The organism is Streptomyces sp. NPDC088762 (assembly GCF_044750905.1).
Lineage (GTDB): Bacteria > Actinomycetota > Actinomycetes > Streptomycetales > Streptomycetaceae > Streptomyces.
The window spans coordinates 407,572-421,183 of sequence record NZ_JBIVKT010000002.1 but is presented as its reverse complement, the minus strand read 5'-3'; the positions used below and the strand labels follow the sequence as shown (position 1 = coordinate 421,183).

Genomic DNA, 13,612 nt, shown 5'->3' with positions numbered 1-13,612 from the left:
GTCCACCTCATCCTTGGCTTGATCAGTCGCGACGATGCGCGTCGCGTGGTCGTCCCGTCACGCCGCGCCTACCCGGCAATCGGAGGGGCACCCGCACCGGTCCCACCCCGTCCAGTCCGTCCGGGAACAGCCGGCGTTCACTCCATGCGGTGGCGCTCCTCGGCGCTCCACGCCCTGGTATCGCGGGGCTCCACGTAGGGCTCCTCGTCCTCGGGGAGGCCGCCGGCGATCGCGCGCTGACGCACCAGCTCCGCGTCGAACTCCAGTCCGAGGAGCACGGCGAGATTCGTGATCCACAGCCACACGAGGAAGATGATCACACCCGCGACCGTGCCGTACGTCTTGTTGTAGGAGGCGAAGTTCGCGACGTAGACCGCGAAGGCGCCCGAGGCGATCATCCAGATCACCAGGGCCAGGAAGCTGCCCGGGGTCACCCATTTGAATCCCCGGCCCTTGGCGTTCGGCGCCGCCCAGTACAGGATCGCGATCATGATCGTGACGAGGAGCACCAGCACCGGCCACTTCGCGATCGACCACACGGTCAGTGCACTGTCGCCGATCCCCAGGGCGGCTCCTGCCTGCCGGGCGAGGCCTCCGGTGAAGACCACGATCAGCGCACTGGCACAGGCGAGGACCACGAGCGTCACGGTCAGCGCGAGGCGGAGCGGCAGGACCTTCCACACCGGCCGGCCCTCGGGCACGTCGTAGACGGCGTTCGAGGCGCGGATGAACGCGGCGATGTAGCCGGAGGCGGACCACAGCGCCACCGCCAGCCCTGCGATCGCCACCACCGACCCGACACCGCTGCGTCCCTGCAACTGCTGCACCGCATCACTGATCACGTCCCGGACAGATCCGGGAGCCAGCTTCTGCAGGTTTTCCAGCACCCGCTGTGTCGTCGACTCACCCGCGATGCCCAGCAGGGACACCAGGACCAGAAGGGCCGGGAACAGTGCCAGCACCCCGTAATAGGTCAGGCCCGCGGCCCGGTCGGCCAGCTCGTCGTCCTTGAACTCCTTCACCGTCCCGCGCAGCACGGCCCCCCACGACTTCTTCCCCAGGTCGGAGGGCTGATCGGGGGCCCGCTCCTCCGCCTCTTCCGGACGCGCACCGGCCTTGTCCCCGGTGTGCGGACGATCGCCTTCGCCACCGTGGTCTGCCTTCGAGTTGGGTCTCATACCCTTGCGGCTTTCCGCCTCCGCGGCACTTATGCCCGCACGACCCGCGCGCCCTGTGAACTGCCCGCGACCGCCTCGGGACGGTCAGCGCTCAGCCGATGCTCCACGACCAGGTGCCATCCGCGCTGATCAGGCAGGCGAGGACGACCAGGTCCGCGATGCCGAGCACGAGGCCGAGCCGGGCGCGGCCCGGGCGGTTCGTCCCGCGGCGCAGAGCCAGTGCGGCGAGAACGATCGCGATCGGCCCGAGGACCATGTTCATCGCGAGCAAGCCGACCAGCCCGAGGACGAACGAGACGACGGCCATGCCGTCGGCGTCACGGGCGGCGGTGGAAGGAAGGGCCGTGCTGCGCGTGGTCATGAGGAGGCCTCCCCCTTGCGGATGCGGCGATGGTGGTGGCCGGACCGGTACTCCCGTAGCGCGAACACCACCAGCCAGCAGGCGATCGCGGCCGTTGCGGCGAGGCTCACGGAGACGGGCACGTGCGCCACGGTCCCGAGGACCATGCCCAGCAGCATGAGGGCCGCTACGAGGAAGAGCATCTGCATCCTCCAAAATAGGTGACAGTTGTGCACTGACTGCTCAGTCTAATTGAGGCGTGCCGACTCCGCGGATCCAGGGGGTTAACTTTTCGTCATGAGCCAGATCTCCGGCGTCCGCCAGGCCCAACGCCACAGAACTCGCCGAGCGCTGATGGACGGCGCCCTGTCCCTGTTGGAGGAGAAGAGTCTGAGCAGCCTCGGCCTGCGGGAGGTGACCCGCGCCGCGGGCGTCACCCCCACCGCCTTCTACCGGCACTTCCGCGGTGTGGAGGAGCTCGGCATCGCACTCGTGGACGAGGCGCTGCAGAACCTGCACAGCACGATGCACTCCACCCTCGCCACCTCGGGTGACGGTGAGCAACGGATCGGGGCGGCGGTCGAGTTGATCGCCGAGCTGGTGCGCACGTATCCCGCGCACATCCGCTTCATCGTGAGAGAGCGGCACGGTGGAGTACGCAGGGTGCGGGAAGCGGTGGCCGCCCAGCTCGACGCGTTCGCCGAAGAAGTGGCCGAAAACCTGGGGGCCGACCCGCTGGGCCGGGGCTGGAGCCCGGAAGACCTGCTGATGCTGGCCCGCCTGTACGTCGACCACATGGTGATGACGGCGTCCGCATACCTGGCCGCGGCGCTGGAGGACAACGAGTGGGCCGCCGTCACGGCCACCGCACACCGCCAACTGCGTCTCATCCACACCGGTCGCGTGCACTGGGGTGCCGAACAACACTGAGCGGCCGCCGACAGGTGCCCGGGAGTGGCGGCCATGATGCCGGGCGAGGCAGGCTGTACTCATGAGAGCGCCCTTGCGCTCGCCCCTTGGACCGCGAGCCGACGGCCACCACCAGGTCCTCTTCGTCTTCGCGGAGTGCGTGCCTTTCGCGATCGCCCTGCTGGTGCTCCTCGTCGAGCTCACGCCCCTGCACGTCCTGTACACCGGCCCCCTGCTGGTGGCGACGCCCGCTCTGGCAGCGGTGACGATGGGCCCCAAGGGCACGCTGGCGGCGGCGGGGGTGGCCGTCGGTGTCAGCGTGACCACCGCCACCCACAACCACGCCTGGGGTGGCCAGCAGGTCTACACGAACTTCCTCGCCCTGTTCCTGGTCTCGGTGGCGAGCTTCATGATCAGCCGCGCCGCGCGCACGCGCAGGGAGAACGAGCTCAACCAGGTCCGCCGGATCGCCACGGCCGCCCAGGAGGTCCTGCTGCGACCGGTGCCGGACCGGCTGGGCCCCGTACGGGCGGCCAGCATGTACCTGGCGGCCGAGACCGGCGCGCAGATCGGCGGCGATCTGTACGACGTGATCCAGACCCGGTACGGGGTCCGGATGATCGTCGGGGACGTCCGGGGAAAGGGGCTGCCCGCCGTACGGGCCGCCGCGGTCGTGCTGGGTGCCTTCCGGGAGGCCGTGCACTACGAGGACGACCTGGTGGAGGTGATCAGCCACTGCGGAGCGGCCCTCCGGCGGGACGCGGTCGTCACGGGCATGGTCGGCGGTGACGAGGCGGTCCTGGAGGGATTCGTCACCGCGCTCGTGGCCCAGATCCCGGACGGCCCTCACGTCGAGGTGATCAACCGGGGCCACCCACCGCCGCTTCTGCTGCGCGACGGCTCGGTCCGGTCCCTGACGCCCTCCGCCCCCCTGCCGCCGCTCGGTCTCGAGGAGTTCCTCAGCGGTCCTCCCGGGCGGGCGGAGAGCTATCCGTTCGTGCCGGGGGACCGGCTGCTGTTGTGCACCGACGGCGTCATCGAGGCCCGCGACCGGGACAACACCTTCTACGACCTGGCCCGGGCCATGACGGCGATGCGCGACCACCCCCGGGAGACGTTCCTGGAAGGACTGCGCGAGGGATTGCTCCGTCACACCCAGGGCCGCTTGGCGGACGACGTGGCGGTCGTCGTCCTCGACCGCGAAGACGGCCCGCACCGGTCGGCCGGCGATCCGGCGTAGCCCGCGGCAGGCCCCTGATCAGCGAGGAGGTGGTGCAGGCAGTGACCAGTCAGCGCTTTGCGTTCTGCGGGGCCGAACTCGCCGCCGTCTACGTGGTCGCCGACCAGGGCAGGGAACTCCACCTGGCCGAGCTGACCGGGAACCGGGGCGTCCTCTACGGACTGCCCGCGATACTCGCCCTGGCCGGCCATTCGCCCGCCGCCAATGCCGTCCGCTCCGGCCGCCCTCTGTGGCTGACTCCCAAGGAACTCGCCACGTTCATCGAGGACGATCCCCACCACTTCCCCACCCGTGTCCGGGGCGGCGCCCCCGACACGCCGGCCACGATCTCGCTGGGCGCGCTGCCGCTGGGACACGGCGACCACGAGCTCGGCTGCCTGATCGTCGCCGGGGAGACCGGGGACGGCTTCAGCGCCGACGACCGCAGCCTCCTGGAGCTCTACGCCGATCAGGTGGCCGCCGGACTCGAATCGGTCGCCGCCCGCTTCGCAGGGCGCAAGGCCCCGCAGGCACATCTGGGCCGGTCCCTGGTGCCTGACCAGGGCGGCGCGTTCATCGTGGAACTGAGCACCGGCCGCATGGAGGCCCACGCGCACGTGCTGGAACTGCTCGGTGTGCCTGCCGAGCAGTTCGACGGGCGGGTGGAGACCCTGCTCGCCTGCGCCGTGCCCGACGACATGCCCGCACTGATGTCGATCGTGGAGCCGGACCGGCCGGACGACGCCGGACAGCAGCTGGCGTTCCGTATCCGCCGCCCGAACGGCGAACTGCGCTGGCTGGGGCTGCGCTGCCGGGTGGAGCTGGACTCCGCCGGCATCCCGCAGCGCGTCCTGGGCGTGGTGGCCGACGCCACCTATCTGCGCCCCAGCGCCGACGAGGTCTCCCTCGTGCAGCGGCTGTCGGCCACGCTGGCCGGAGCGGCGACCGTCCGGGAGGTCAGCCGGCTGGTGATCGCCGCCCTGCGCGAGCCGCTCGGCGCCTCCCGGATCGCGGTCGGCGAACTGGAGCCCGAGCGGCTCGTGGTCACCGCCCTCGACCCTCCCGAGCCCGATGCCTGGCCCGAGGTCTGGCGCTCGGAATGGCGGTCCGAGTGGCCCGACGCGTCGCTCGGCGACCTGCCCACCCTGCAGGGCGCGCTGCGCGGGGGTCATATGAGCCTGTGGCCGCCGGGCGCGGCTCTCGAACCGGGTCTTCTGGGCATCGGGCCCGGTGGGCTGGCGGTGCTGCCCCTGCCCGCCGACGGCCGGGTGGTCGGGGTGTGCCTGGTGGGGTGGGACGTGGAGCACCGGTTCGGGCCGGAGGAACGGTCACTGCTGACCGCGGCCGCGGGGCTGGTGGGCCAGGCGCTGGTGCGTGCCCACGCACTGGACGCGGGCCACGAACTCGCCACCATGCTCCAGCGCAGTCTGCTGCCCCGCAAGCTCCCGGAACTGCCGGGCGGAGTCGCTGTCGCCCGCTACCTGCCGGCGACGGCGGGACTCGAGGTCGGCGGCGACTGGTACGACGTCATTCCGCTCAGGGACGGTCATGTGGCGTTCGTCATCGGCGACGTACAGGGGCACAGCGCGGGAGCCGCCACCATCATGGGCCAGATGCGTACGGCGGTCAGGGCCTACGCGGTGGAGGGCCACCCGCCCGACGTGGTGGTCGCGCGGGCCAACCGCCTGCTCGTCGGCATGGAGACCGATCTCTTCGCCACCTGCTCGTACGTGGACTTGGACATGGAGGAGGGCATCGCCAGGATCGTACGGGCCGGCCATCTGCCGCCGGTACTGCGCCATCCCGACGGCATCACCGAGGAGATGGCCGTCGAAGGCGGCCCACCGCTGGGGGTGCTCGCGGAAGCCGAATTCCCCATGACCGAGGCCGGACTCGTCCCCGGCACCCTGCTCGTCCTGCTGACGGACGGCCTCGTCGAGTCCGCCAGGCTCCCGCTGGAGGAGGGCATGCGGCGGGTGTGTGACGTGCTCTCCGCGGCCGAACCGGCCGACGTGGGGCGGGTCGCCGACGAGTTGGTCGTCGGTGTGGGCCGTCGCGACGACGACGTGGCGCTGCTGTTGCTGCGCTACGACGGCACCCGGGGCCGGCCGTTGCGGAGCCACTGGACGGTGTGGCGGCTGCCCAACGCGGTCTTGCACGCCCGCCGCTTCACCGCGCGCACCCTGCGGTCCTGGGGAGTGGCGGAGGAACTCGACTCGGCCCTGCTGGTCGTGTCCGAGCTGGTGACCAACGCCATCGCGCACACGCAGGGCGAGGTGGGGATGGAGCTGACCCTGTCGGCGGACCGGCTGCGCATCGCCGTGAACGACGCGTCGCCGCGCAGCCCCGTCAAACCGGTGTGGGTGAGCTGGGAGTCGACCGGCGGTCGCGGGCTGCTCATCGTCGAGGCGACGGCGATGGCGTGGGGTTCGGTGCCGCTGAGCGGTGGCAAGCAGGTGTGGGCCGAGATCGCCTGGCACCGCGAGAGCGGCCGGCAGGCCGGGTAAGGCCCCCCGCGCCCGTCGCCGGACCGTGTGACCCCTAGGGGGTGTCTTACGGATCAGGCCGCGCGAGCCCGGCCTGATCCGTAAGACACCCCCTAGTCCGCCGCCTTCTGCTGGAGGGCGCTGTAGGCCAGCTGGAGGGCGTCCGCCCCCGCGAGCACGGTAAGGAGCCCGGTGACGGCCCTCACCCGGCGTGGCCACAGCAGGTGGGCGCCGGTGAAGGTGGTCGCCACCCAGACCCCGACGCAGAACGGGCACGTGACGAGGGCGCCCACGGTGCCACGCACCCCCGACTCGGTCCGCGACTCCTCCGTGACCTCCGACGGCCCGGCCGCCTCCTTGAACCGGGTGAACGGCGCACGCAGCGGGCTCGTCACCACGCCCTTGCTGAGCAGCCTGCTGAGACGGAAGGTCGCCACCGCCGTAAGGGCCACGTCCCCGGCACGGAGCCCGCCCGGCATGCTGCGCCCGTATCGGCGCAGCACAGCCGTCCAGGCGGTGGTGTACAGGCCGAAGGCGACCATCGAACCCGTGTAGCCGGGCAGCTTGTGCTCCTCGCCGCCGCCGTAGCCTTGCAGCAGACCGGTGAGGGGCTTGTGCCGTCGGCACGGCTCAGGGGTGTTGTCCGCGGGGGCGCCGGTCACCTCGGCGGACGCGCCGGAGGGGCCGGCAGGAAGCGTGCTCTTGCTGTTCACTACGTGCCTTTCGAAGGAACGTCTGCGAGCCGAGCCGCCCGGAACACGGTGAGGTGGTTCCGGGCGGCGATGGCGTGGTGGTCCGAGCAGGCCGCGGGCCCCGCGTTCACGTCGTCAGTGGGTTTCGGGCATGGGGCGGCGTGCGCCGGGGCCGTGGCGGTTGCTGTCGCCGCGCGCGGCTGAGGCCGCGGCGAGGGCGAGCAGGGTGGCGAGCACTCCGGTGATGAGGTTGCTGGTGATGGAGCGGGTGTGGGCGACGTCGCCGGCGACGACCCAGGGGGCGATGCAGGTCCAGATACCGATGGCGGCTGCGGCCCAGGCCATGGAGTGCGTCCGCTCGTAGGAGTTGCCGAGTCCGCCGAGCAGGAGCATGTAGGCGATGCCGGCGATGAGGTTGGTGACGGCCAGGGTGCTGAAGCCGTTGAAGCCGACGATCCAGGGTGACGCGGCCAGGTAGAGGCCCGTGAGCAGGGCCAGGGCCTCGACCATCTGGGCGCGGGGCGTGGCGGCCGCGCGGTCGTGGCGGGCGCGCAGTTCCATCAGGTCGGGGTGCTCCTCGATGGGTGCGCGGTGGGTTGACGCCATGGTGACCTCCAGAGAATCGGTGGTGACCCGCCCCTACCCACTAAGCGGGCGTGCACTGACAAATCGGACGGCGATTGTGGCGCGTGCTCTTCTTACCCTCCAGGAGGGATCTGAGGGGATCGGTCAAGGCCGTGTGGTGGTGAGACACACACTGCCGGGGTTGATTGTGATGTCGGGCCACATATGCCGCTGACCTGCGGACTTCTACGTTGTGGCGACACCGATCGTCTCCGCATACCCCTGGAAGTGGTGTTCATGGCCTCCCCCGAGACCGCTCCCCGAACCGCCGGATCCATCAAGAGAGTCGTCGCCGCCAGTCTCGTCGGGACCACCATCGAGTGGTACGACTTCTTCCTCTACGGTTCCGCCGCCGCCCTGGTGTTCAACAAACTGTTCTTCCCGTCCAGCGACCCGCTGGTGGGAACCCTGCTCGCCTTCCTGACCTACGCGGTCGGCTTCGCCGCGCGGCCGCTGGGCGGGATCGTCTTCGGGCACTACGGCGACCGGATCGGCCGCAAGAAGCTCCTCGTCCTGAGCCTGCTGATGATGGGCGGCGCGACCTTCGCGATGGGCCTGCTGCCCACGCACGCCGCCATCGGGGCCGGCGCACCGGTCCTGCTGACCGTGCTGCGCCTGGTCCAGGGCTTCGCGCTCGGCGGCGAGTGGGGCGGGGCCGTCCTTCTCGTCTCGGAACACGGCGGCGACAGGCACCGCGGGTTCTGGGCCGCCTGGCCGCAGGCCGGCGCGCCCGGCGGGAACCTGCTCGCGACCGGTGTGCTGGCGCTGCTGGCCGCCGTGCAGTCCGACGCCGCGTTCCTCGCCTGGGGCTGGCGGATCCCGTTCCTGCTCTCCGGTGTGCTGGTCGTGGTCGGCCTGTGGATCCGGCTCTCCGTCTCCGAGTCCCCGGTCTTCCTCGAAGCACAGCGCAAGGCGGCGCAGGAGGCCGCGGCGGGCATCAAGGAAAAGCCTCCCGTCGTCCGGGTGTTCCGCGAGGGGTGGCGCCAGGTGCTCACCGCGATCGGCACACGGCTGGGCGAGAACATCTCGTACTACGTCCTCACCGCCTTCCTGCTCGTCTACGTCACCTCCCACCTCGAGCTCCCGAAGAGCGACGCGCTGAACGCCGTACTGATCGGCTCGGCCGTGCACTTCGTCGCCATCCCCCTGTGGGGCGCCCTCTCGGACCGCATCGGCCGCCGCCCCGTCACCCTGATCGGCGCGGTCGGGATGGCCGGCTGGGCCTTCGCCTTCTTCGCCCTGCTCGACACGCGGTCCTTCCCCGTCATCGCCCTCGCGGTCACCGTCGGACTCCTGCTGCACGGTGCGATGTACGGTCCCCAGGCGGCCTTCATTTCCGAGATGTTCGACACCAAGGTCCGCTACTCCGGCGCCTCGATGGGATCCCAGCTCGCCTCCATCATCGGCGGTGCGCTCGCGCCGATCATCGCCGTCGAACTCCTCAAGGACTACGGCTCCTCCGTCCCCGTGTCGGTCTACCTGTGCCTCGCGTCGGCGGCCACCGCCCTGACCGTCCTGGCGGCCAGGGAGACCCGCGGGCGCGACCTGGCCCAGGACGGTCCGGTCCCCGCCGTACCGGCGCACGTCCACGGACGGCCCGGCTCCGTTCCGCTCGGCGGCTGAGCGGACCACCGCCGTATGCTCCCCACCGTGACAGCCACCGGTACCCCCCGCCCCCGGCCCGCCGGTCCGCGGCGCCTCCTGGACCTGCTGGCCCAGGGGGCGCCCGCCGAGGAGTTCGCGCGTACCGCCGCCGAGGCCGAAGCGGCGGGTGCGTCGGCGAGTGAGCTGGCCGCGCTCGCCGAGGCCACCGAGGTGGCCCTGCGCATCCGCCGCACCCTCAGCCAGCACCGCCGCCGCGAAGCCCAGCTCACCGCGCTGTTCGACACGGCCAGCGACCTGGCGGCCCTGCGCGATCTGGACGCCGTGCTACGGGCGATCGTGCACCGGGCCAAGATGCTGCTCGGCACCGACGTCACCTACCTCTCCCTCAACGACGAAGCCGCCGGCGACACCTACATGCGCGTCACCGACGGCTCCGTCGCCGCCTCCTTCCAGCGGGTGCGGCTCGGCATGGGCGAAGGACTCGGCGGCCTCGTCGCCCAGACCGCACGCCCCTACGCCACCGGCGACTACCAGGCCGACGGCCGCTTCCACCACACCGGCGCCATCGACAGCGCCGTACGGGACGAGGGGCTGCGCGCGATCCTGGGCGTACCGCTGCGGGTCGGCGCCCAGGTCATAGGCGTGTTGTACGCCGCCGACCGCACTCCCCGCGAGTTCACGCCCGACGAGGTCGCGCTGCTCTCCTCCCTGGCCGACCACGCCGCCATCGCCATCGACGGCGCGCGGCTGCTGGAGGAGACGCGGACCGCGCTCGTCGACCTGGGTTCCGCCACCGCGACGATCCGGGCCCAGAGCGAGGCCCTGCGCCGCGCCGAGCAGGCCCACGACCAGCTGACCGACCTGGTGTTGCGCGGCGGCGACGCCGGAGGGGTGGCCGGGCGGCTCGCGGACCTCCTGGACGGCGGCATCCTGATCCACGACGCCGAGGGCGCCGAACTGGCCCGTACGGGGGCGCGGCCCCTGCCCCCGCCCGCCGCGGCCGTCGCCGCCTCGCGGGCCGGGGGCCGGGCGGTGCTGCTGGACGGGACGTGGGTGTGCGCCGTGCTGGCCGGTCCCGAGCTGCTCGGCAGCATCCTGCTGACCGGCCGCCCGGACCTCGCGGACGCCGACCGGCTGCTGTTCGAGCGCGCCGGTGTGGTCACCGCGCTGCTGCTCCTGCTGCGCCGGTCGGTCGCCGAGACCGAGGACCGGGTCCGCGGGGAACTCCTGAACGACCTGCTGTCGACCGGCGGGGACCCGGGCAGCCTGTCGGCGCGCGCCCGCAGGCTGGCCGTCGATCTGGACCGCCCGTACGGGGTGTTCGTGGCGCACGGCGAGACCGCGGACCGGCAGCGGCTGCTGGCCGCGGCCACGCGCAGCGCCCGGGCGCGTGACGGCCTCGCGGGGCTCCATCACGGGCAGGTGGTGGTCGTGGCGCCGGCCCAGGATCCGGGGGCGGCCGCCCACGCCCTGGCCGCCGAGCTCGGCCAGGCGGCGTCGGCCGAGGTCACCGTCGGCGCGGCCGGTCCCGTGTCGGGTCCGGCCGGCCTGCCGGCGGCGCACGCCGAGGCCCACCGCTGCCTGTCCGCGCTGCGCGCGCTGGGCCAGAGCGGCCGCGGGGGCGCCCTGTCCGACCTCGGCTTCGTCGGCCTGCTCCTCGGCGACCAGTCCGGGGTGGCCGAATACGTACGGAGCACGCTCGGTGCCGTACTGGACTACGACGCCGCGCGGGGCACCGATCTGACGGGCACGCTGGAGGCGTACTTCGCCCAGGGCTCGAGCCTCACCAGGACGAAGGCGGTGCTGCACGTCCACGTGAACACCGTCGTCCAGCGCCTGGACCGGATCGGCCGCCTCCTGGGCCGGGACTGGAACGCCCCGGGCAGGGCGCTGGAGCTCCAGCTCGCGCTGCGTCTGCACCGGCTGGCCACGGCCACGACCCGCTGAAATTCCGCCAGTTCCACAAAATGTTGACGCGCCTCTATCGGAAAGCCCTTCGGCTGTCCGACGATCCGGGTATCCTCCCCCGCTCTCATCTGACGACCCGTCGGAGCGGGGAAGGGCGAACCGACCCGTGTTCGTTGGGAGGCACTACGTCATGCGATCCCTCGGAGACTGTCCCGGCGGCGCCTCGCCCGCCGCACCCGCCCCCACAGCCGCACCCGCCCCCGTACCCACGCCGCCCCTGCGTGCGCCCAGCCGCAGGGGCGTTCTGACCGGCCTCGGCATGGCCGCCGCCGCGCCGTTCGTCCTCGGCGCAGGGCCGGCGCGGCCGCCGGCCGCGGCGCGGACCACGCCGGCCGGGCAAACCGCTCGGACCACCGTCCTCAGGAACGCCGCGCTCGTCCTCACCATGGACCCCGCCCTCGGCGACGGCCCCCTCGGCACGGTCGCGAACGCGGACGTCCTCATGCGGGACGGCGCCGTCGCAGCGGTCGGCAGACGCCTGCAGGTGCCGCCGGGCGCGCAGGCGGTCGACGCCACCGGCAAGCTCGTGATGCCGGGCTTCGTCGACGTCCACACCCACCTGTGGCAGTCGTCCATGCGCGGCGGCTGCGCCGACCGCGACCTCTTCGGATGGCTCGCCGACTGCAACTGGACGACGTTCTCCCGCATTTCGGCGGCGGACATGTACCGCTTCGTCCGCCTGGGCGCCCTGGACTCGGTGCAGTCGGGCGTCACCACGCTCGTGGACTGGGTCGACGCCCTCCCGTACGACACGACGGTCCAGTACGTACGCGCCCTGGCCGACACCGGCGTCCGCTTCACCTACGCGATGTTCCAGTCCGAGCGGGAGGCCGCGCTGATCCCCCGGGTGAAGCGGGAGCTCCTCGACCCGGTGCCGCTCGCCTCCGCCCAGGTGGCCACGCACGCGGCGCGGGCCATCCAGGGCATGAACCGGCTCCACTGGGAGATCGCCCAGGACCTCGGCGTGATGCTCAACAGCCATGTCCTCGAACGCTCCGAGCAGCGCGCGGACGACCCCCTCGGCGTGCTGACCGACATCGGCGCGCTGGGCCCCCGGCTGCTGATGAACCACGCGATCCACCTGACCGACGCGGAGATCGCCGCACTCGCCGAGCACGACGTACGGGTCGCGCACTGCCCGCTGAGCAACATGCGGCTCGCCTCGGGGATCATGCGGCTCCCGGACCTGGCCCGGCACGGGGTCAAGGTCGGGCTCGGCCAGGACGGCGGCACCAACGACAGCTCGGACTTCTTCGCCCTCATGAAGACGGCCATCGGACTCCAGCGGGCACGCGCGCTGGACGCTTCGGTGTTCCCCCAGGTCCAGGACGTACTGAGGATCGCCACGCTGGGCGGCGCCGAGGCGATCGGCAGGGCCCACGAGGTCGGTTCGCTGACGCCCGGCAAGTTCGCCGACGTCATCGTGCTCGACCCGGCCGCGCTCAACTTCGCGCCGCGCTTCGACTGGGTCGGCCAGCTCGTCTTCAACTCCCGTCCGGAGAACGTCCACGCGGTCTTCGTGCACGGCCGGCCCCTCAAGCTCGACGGGCGCCTCGTCGACGTGGACCCCGACCGTGTCGTACGGGAGGCGGAAGCCGCCGCCGGGCGCCTGCGGGCCGCCTCCTGACGGCGCCCGGCCTCGACGTCAACGGGTGAGCGCGGTCGCCAGGAGCGGATAGTCGAGGACCAGGCCGTCCTCGTCGAACTCGACGTCGCTGCGGAAGTCGCCGGACTCGTAGCGGATGCGGGAGCCGTGTCCGGCGCGGGCCACAGGCGTGTACGTCTGCCGGCTCGCGGTCACTTCGAGGCCGGGCACGGCGACCCAGGCCATCAGGAAGGAGCGCGGTGCGGTTCCCTGCTGCCGGTGCAGGCCGTGCCGCAGTACGGGCATGGTGTTCGTCAGGGGACACAGGCCCAGGTCGCAGTCGAGGGCACCGTCGAGATCGGGGCGGTGCTCCCCGTCCACCGTCCAACGGCCCGCGTCGTTGCGCAGGTCGAGGATGCGGGTCTGGGCCGCGGTCTCGACGGTGACGTGCAGGCGCGAGGTCACGTACGCGTCCACGGTCTCGAGCGTGTAGGGGACCCAGTACGGCTCGGCGACCAGGCCCACGGCCCGGCCCCGCGCCGTGAGCCGGCCTTCGGCGAGGTCCGCCCAGGCGGTCGAACAGCCCCCGCTCGGCAGGATCTCCCAGGTGCGGACGAGGGTGCGGCTGCTCATGCGGGCGACCCTACTCGGAGTCGTCGCGGGCGAGGCCGAGAGCCACGTCCTGGAGGATCTCCTCGGTCGACGGCTCCGCGTCCGTCTCGTCGTAAGCGTTCGCGATCGACTCGAACGCGAGGATGAAGCCGCTGATCAGGGCGCTCAGGGGGTCCGAGAGCTGGTTCAGGAGCGACAGGCCGACCTCCTCGGGGCCCGCCCACGCCGGAACGACGAACTCCGAGGGAATCACCTCGCCGAGCAGTTCGGAAACGAAGCCGGGCTCCTCTCCACCGCGCAGGGCGGTGAGCGCGGCGATGGCCTTCAGCTTGATCTCGTTCTCGGTCATCCTGCGAGCGTAGGGGACGCCCCCTGCGAGCGCGGTGCGTGGACC

Annotated in this window: 13 protein-coding genes; 6 read left to right on the top strand and 7 right to left on the bottom strand. The window is 72.0% G+C overall.

The features are described from left to right. Nucleotides 1-137: 137 nt before the first annotated feature. From ACIP5M_RS06610 to ACIP5M_RS06600, 3 genes are all read right to left on the bottom strand, one after another. Entirely contained in the window at nucleotides 138-1,178 is a 1,041-nt protein-coding gene (locus ACIP5M_RS06610; RefSeq protein ID WP_401192749.1) for a YihY/virulence factor BrkB family protein, read from the bottom strand. 91 nt (nucleotides 1,179-1,269) lie between these two features. Continuing rightward, entirely contained in the window at nucleotides 1,270-1,539 is a 270-nt protein-coding gene (locus tag ACIP5M_RS06605) for a DUF4190 domain-containing protein (RefSeq protein ID WP_401192747.1), read from the bottom strand. Then, the gene (locus ACIP5M_RS06600; RefSeq protein WP_401192745.1) at nucleotides 1,536-1,721 is read right to left on the bottom strand and encodes a hypothetical protein; all 186 of its coding nucleotides are present in this window, start codon (nucleotides 1,719-1,721) and stop codon (nucleotides 1,536-1,538) included. The genes ACIP5M_RS06605 and ACIP5M_RS06600 overlap by 4 nt, the downstream gene beginning before the upstream one ends. Before the next feature lie 94 nt (nucleotides 1,722-1,815). Here ACIP5M_RS06600 and ACIP5M_RS06595 point away from each other — a divergent pair, with 94 nt between their 5' ends. From ACIP5M_RS06595 to ACIP5M_RS06585, 3 genes are all read left to right on the top strand, one after another. Beyond that, nucleotides 1,816-2,448, top strand: coding sequence for a TetR family transcriptional regulator (locus ACIP5M_RS06595; protein ID WP_401192743.1), 633 nt, complete (start codon nucleotides 1,816-1,818; stop codon nucleotides 2,446-2,448). Nucleotides 2,449-2,509: 61 nt separating this feature from the next. After that, entirely contained in the window at nucleotides 2,510-3,667 is a 1,158-nt protein-coding gene (locus ACIP5M_RS06590) for a PP2C family protein-serine/threonine phosphatase (RefSeq protein WP_401192740.1), read from the top strand. A 41-nt stretch (nucleotides 3,668-3,708) separates the two neighbouring features. Further along, nucleotides 3,709-6,153 (top strand): SpoIIE family protein phosphatase, encoded by a 2,445-nt coding sequence (locus ACIP5M_RS06585; protein ID WP_401192738.1) that lies wholly within the window; start codon nucleotides 3,709-3,711, stop codon nucleotides 6,151-6,153. 92 nt (nucleotides 6,154-6,245) lie between these two features. On the opposite strand, the gene ACIP5M_RS06580 is transcribed toward ACIP5M_RS06585, so the two are convergent. After that, nucleotides 6,246-6,845: a DUF1360 domain-containing protein gene (locus ACIP5M_RS06580; protein ID WP_401192735.1), complete on the bottom strand. Its 600-nt coding sequence runs from the start codon at nucleotides 6,843-6,845 to the stop codon at nucleotides 6,246-6,248. Nucleotides 6,846-6,959: 114 nt separating this feature from the next. Then, a complete protein-coding gene (locus tag ACIP5M_RS06575) occupies nucleotides 6,960-7,430 on the bottom strand; it encodes an SPW repeat protein (RefSeq protein WP_401192733.1) in 471 nt (156 codons plus the stop codon). Between the two features lie 255 nt (nucleotides 7,431-7,685). On the opposite strand from ACIP5M_RS06575, the gene ACIP5M_RS06570 reads away from it, so the two are divergent. The 3 genes from ACIP5M_RS06570 to ACIP5M_RS06560 all read left to right on the top strand — a co-directional run bounded on the left by ACIP5M_RS06570 (nucleotide 7,686) and on the right by ACIP5M_RS06560 (nucleotide 12,648). Further along, nucleotides 7,686-9,071, top strand: a complete 1,386-nt coding sequence (locus ACIP5M_RS06570) for an MFS transporter (protein WP_401192731.1) — start codon at nucleotides 7,686-7,688, stop codon at nucleotides 9,069-9,071. A gap of 15 nt (nucleotides 9,072-9,086) precedes the next feature. Continuing rightward, entirely contained in the window at nucleotides 9,087-11,000 is a 1,914-nt protein-coding gene (locus tag ACIP5M_RS06565) for a helix-turn-helix domain-containing protein (protein WP_401192729.1), read from the top strand. A gap of 151 nt (nucleotides 11,001-11,151) precedes the next feature. Beyond that, the gene (locus tag ACIP5M_RS06560; RefSeq protein ID WP_401192726.1) at nucleotides 11,152-12,648 is read left to right on the top strand and encodes an amidohydrolase family protein; all 1,497 of its coding nucleotides are present in this window, start codon (nucleotides 11,152-11,154) and stop codon (nucleotides 12,646-12,648) included. An 18-nt stretch (nucleotides 12,649-12,666) separates the two neighbouring features. Here the strand turns inward: ACIP5M_RS06560 and ACIP5M_RS06555 are convergent, their stop codons facing one another. Together ACIP5M_RS06555 and ACIP5M_RS06550 are read right to left on the bottom strand one after the other, a co-directional pair. Then, nucleotides 12,667-13,239 carry a putative glycolipid-binding domain-containing protein gene (locus tag ACIP5M_RS06555; RefSeq protein WP_401192724.1) on the bottom strand — a complete coding sequence of 191 codons (573 nt, stop codon included), beginning with the start codon at nucleotides 13,237-13,239 and terminating at the stop codon, nucleotides 12,667-12,669. 10 nt (nucleotides 13,240-13,249) lie between these two features. Further along, nucleotides 13,250-13,567 (bottom strand): hypothetical protein, encoded by a 318-nt coding sequence (locus tag ACIP5M_RS06550; RefSeq protein WP_401192722.1) that lies wholly within the window; start codon nucleotides 13,565-13,567, stop codon nucleotides 13,250-13,252. Nucleotides 13,568-13,612 lie beyond the last annotated feature (45 nt).

What these genes read in the sequence shown, in the direction of transcription:
- ACIP5M_RS06610 (WP_401192749.1), bottom strand. Translation starts at nt 1,178, where the DNA reads ATGAGACCCAACTCGAAGGCAGACCACGGTGGCGAAGGCGATCGTCCG.
- ACIP5M_RS06605 (WP_401192747.1), bottom strand. Translation starts at nt 1,539, where the DNA reads ATGACCACGCGCAGCACGGCCCTTCCTTCCACCGCCGCCCGTGACGCC.
- ACIP5M_RS06600 (WP_401192745.1), bottom strand. Translation starts at nt 1,721, where the DNA reads ATGCTCTTCCTCGTAGCGGCCCTCATGCTGCTGGGCATGGTCCTCGGG.
- ACIP5M_RS06595 (WP_401192743.1), top strand. Translation starts at nt 1,816, where the DNA reads ATGAGCCAGATCTCCGGCGTCCGCCAGGCCCAACGCCACAGAACTCGC.
- ACIP5M_RS06590 (WP_401192740.1), top strand. Translation starts at nt 2,510, where the DNA reads ATGAGAGCGCCCTTGCGCTCGCCCCTTGGACCGCGAGCCGACGGCCAC.
- ACIP5M_RS06575 (WP_401192733.1), bottom strand. Translation starts at nt 7,430, where the DNA reads ATGGCGTCAACCCACCGCGCACCCATCGAGGAGCACCCCGACCTGATG.
- ACIP5M_RS06570 (WP_401192731.1), top strand. Translation starts at nt 7,686, where the DNA reads ATGGCCTCCCCCGAGACCGCTCCCCGAACCGCCGGATCCATCAAGAGA.
- ACIP5M_RS06565 (WP_401192729.1), top strand. Translation starts at nt 9,087, where the DNA reads ATGCTCCCCACCGTGACAGCCACCGGTACCCCCCGCCCCCGGCCCGCC.
- ACIP5M_RS06560 (WP_401192726.1), top strand. Translation starts at nt 11,152, where the DNA reads ATGCGATCCCTCGGAGACTGTCCCGGCGGCGCCTCGCCCGCCGCACCC.
- ACIP5M_RS06555 (WP_401192724.1), bottom strand. Translation starts at nt 13,239, where the DNA reads ATGAGCAGCCGCACCCTCGTCCGCACCTGGGAGATCCTGCCGAGCGGG.
- ACIP5M_RS06550 (WP_401192722.1), bottom strand. Translation starts at nt 13,567, where the DNA reads ATGACCGAGAACGAGATCAAGCTGAAGGCCATCGCCGCGCTCACCGCC.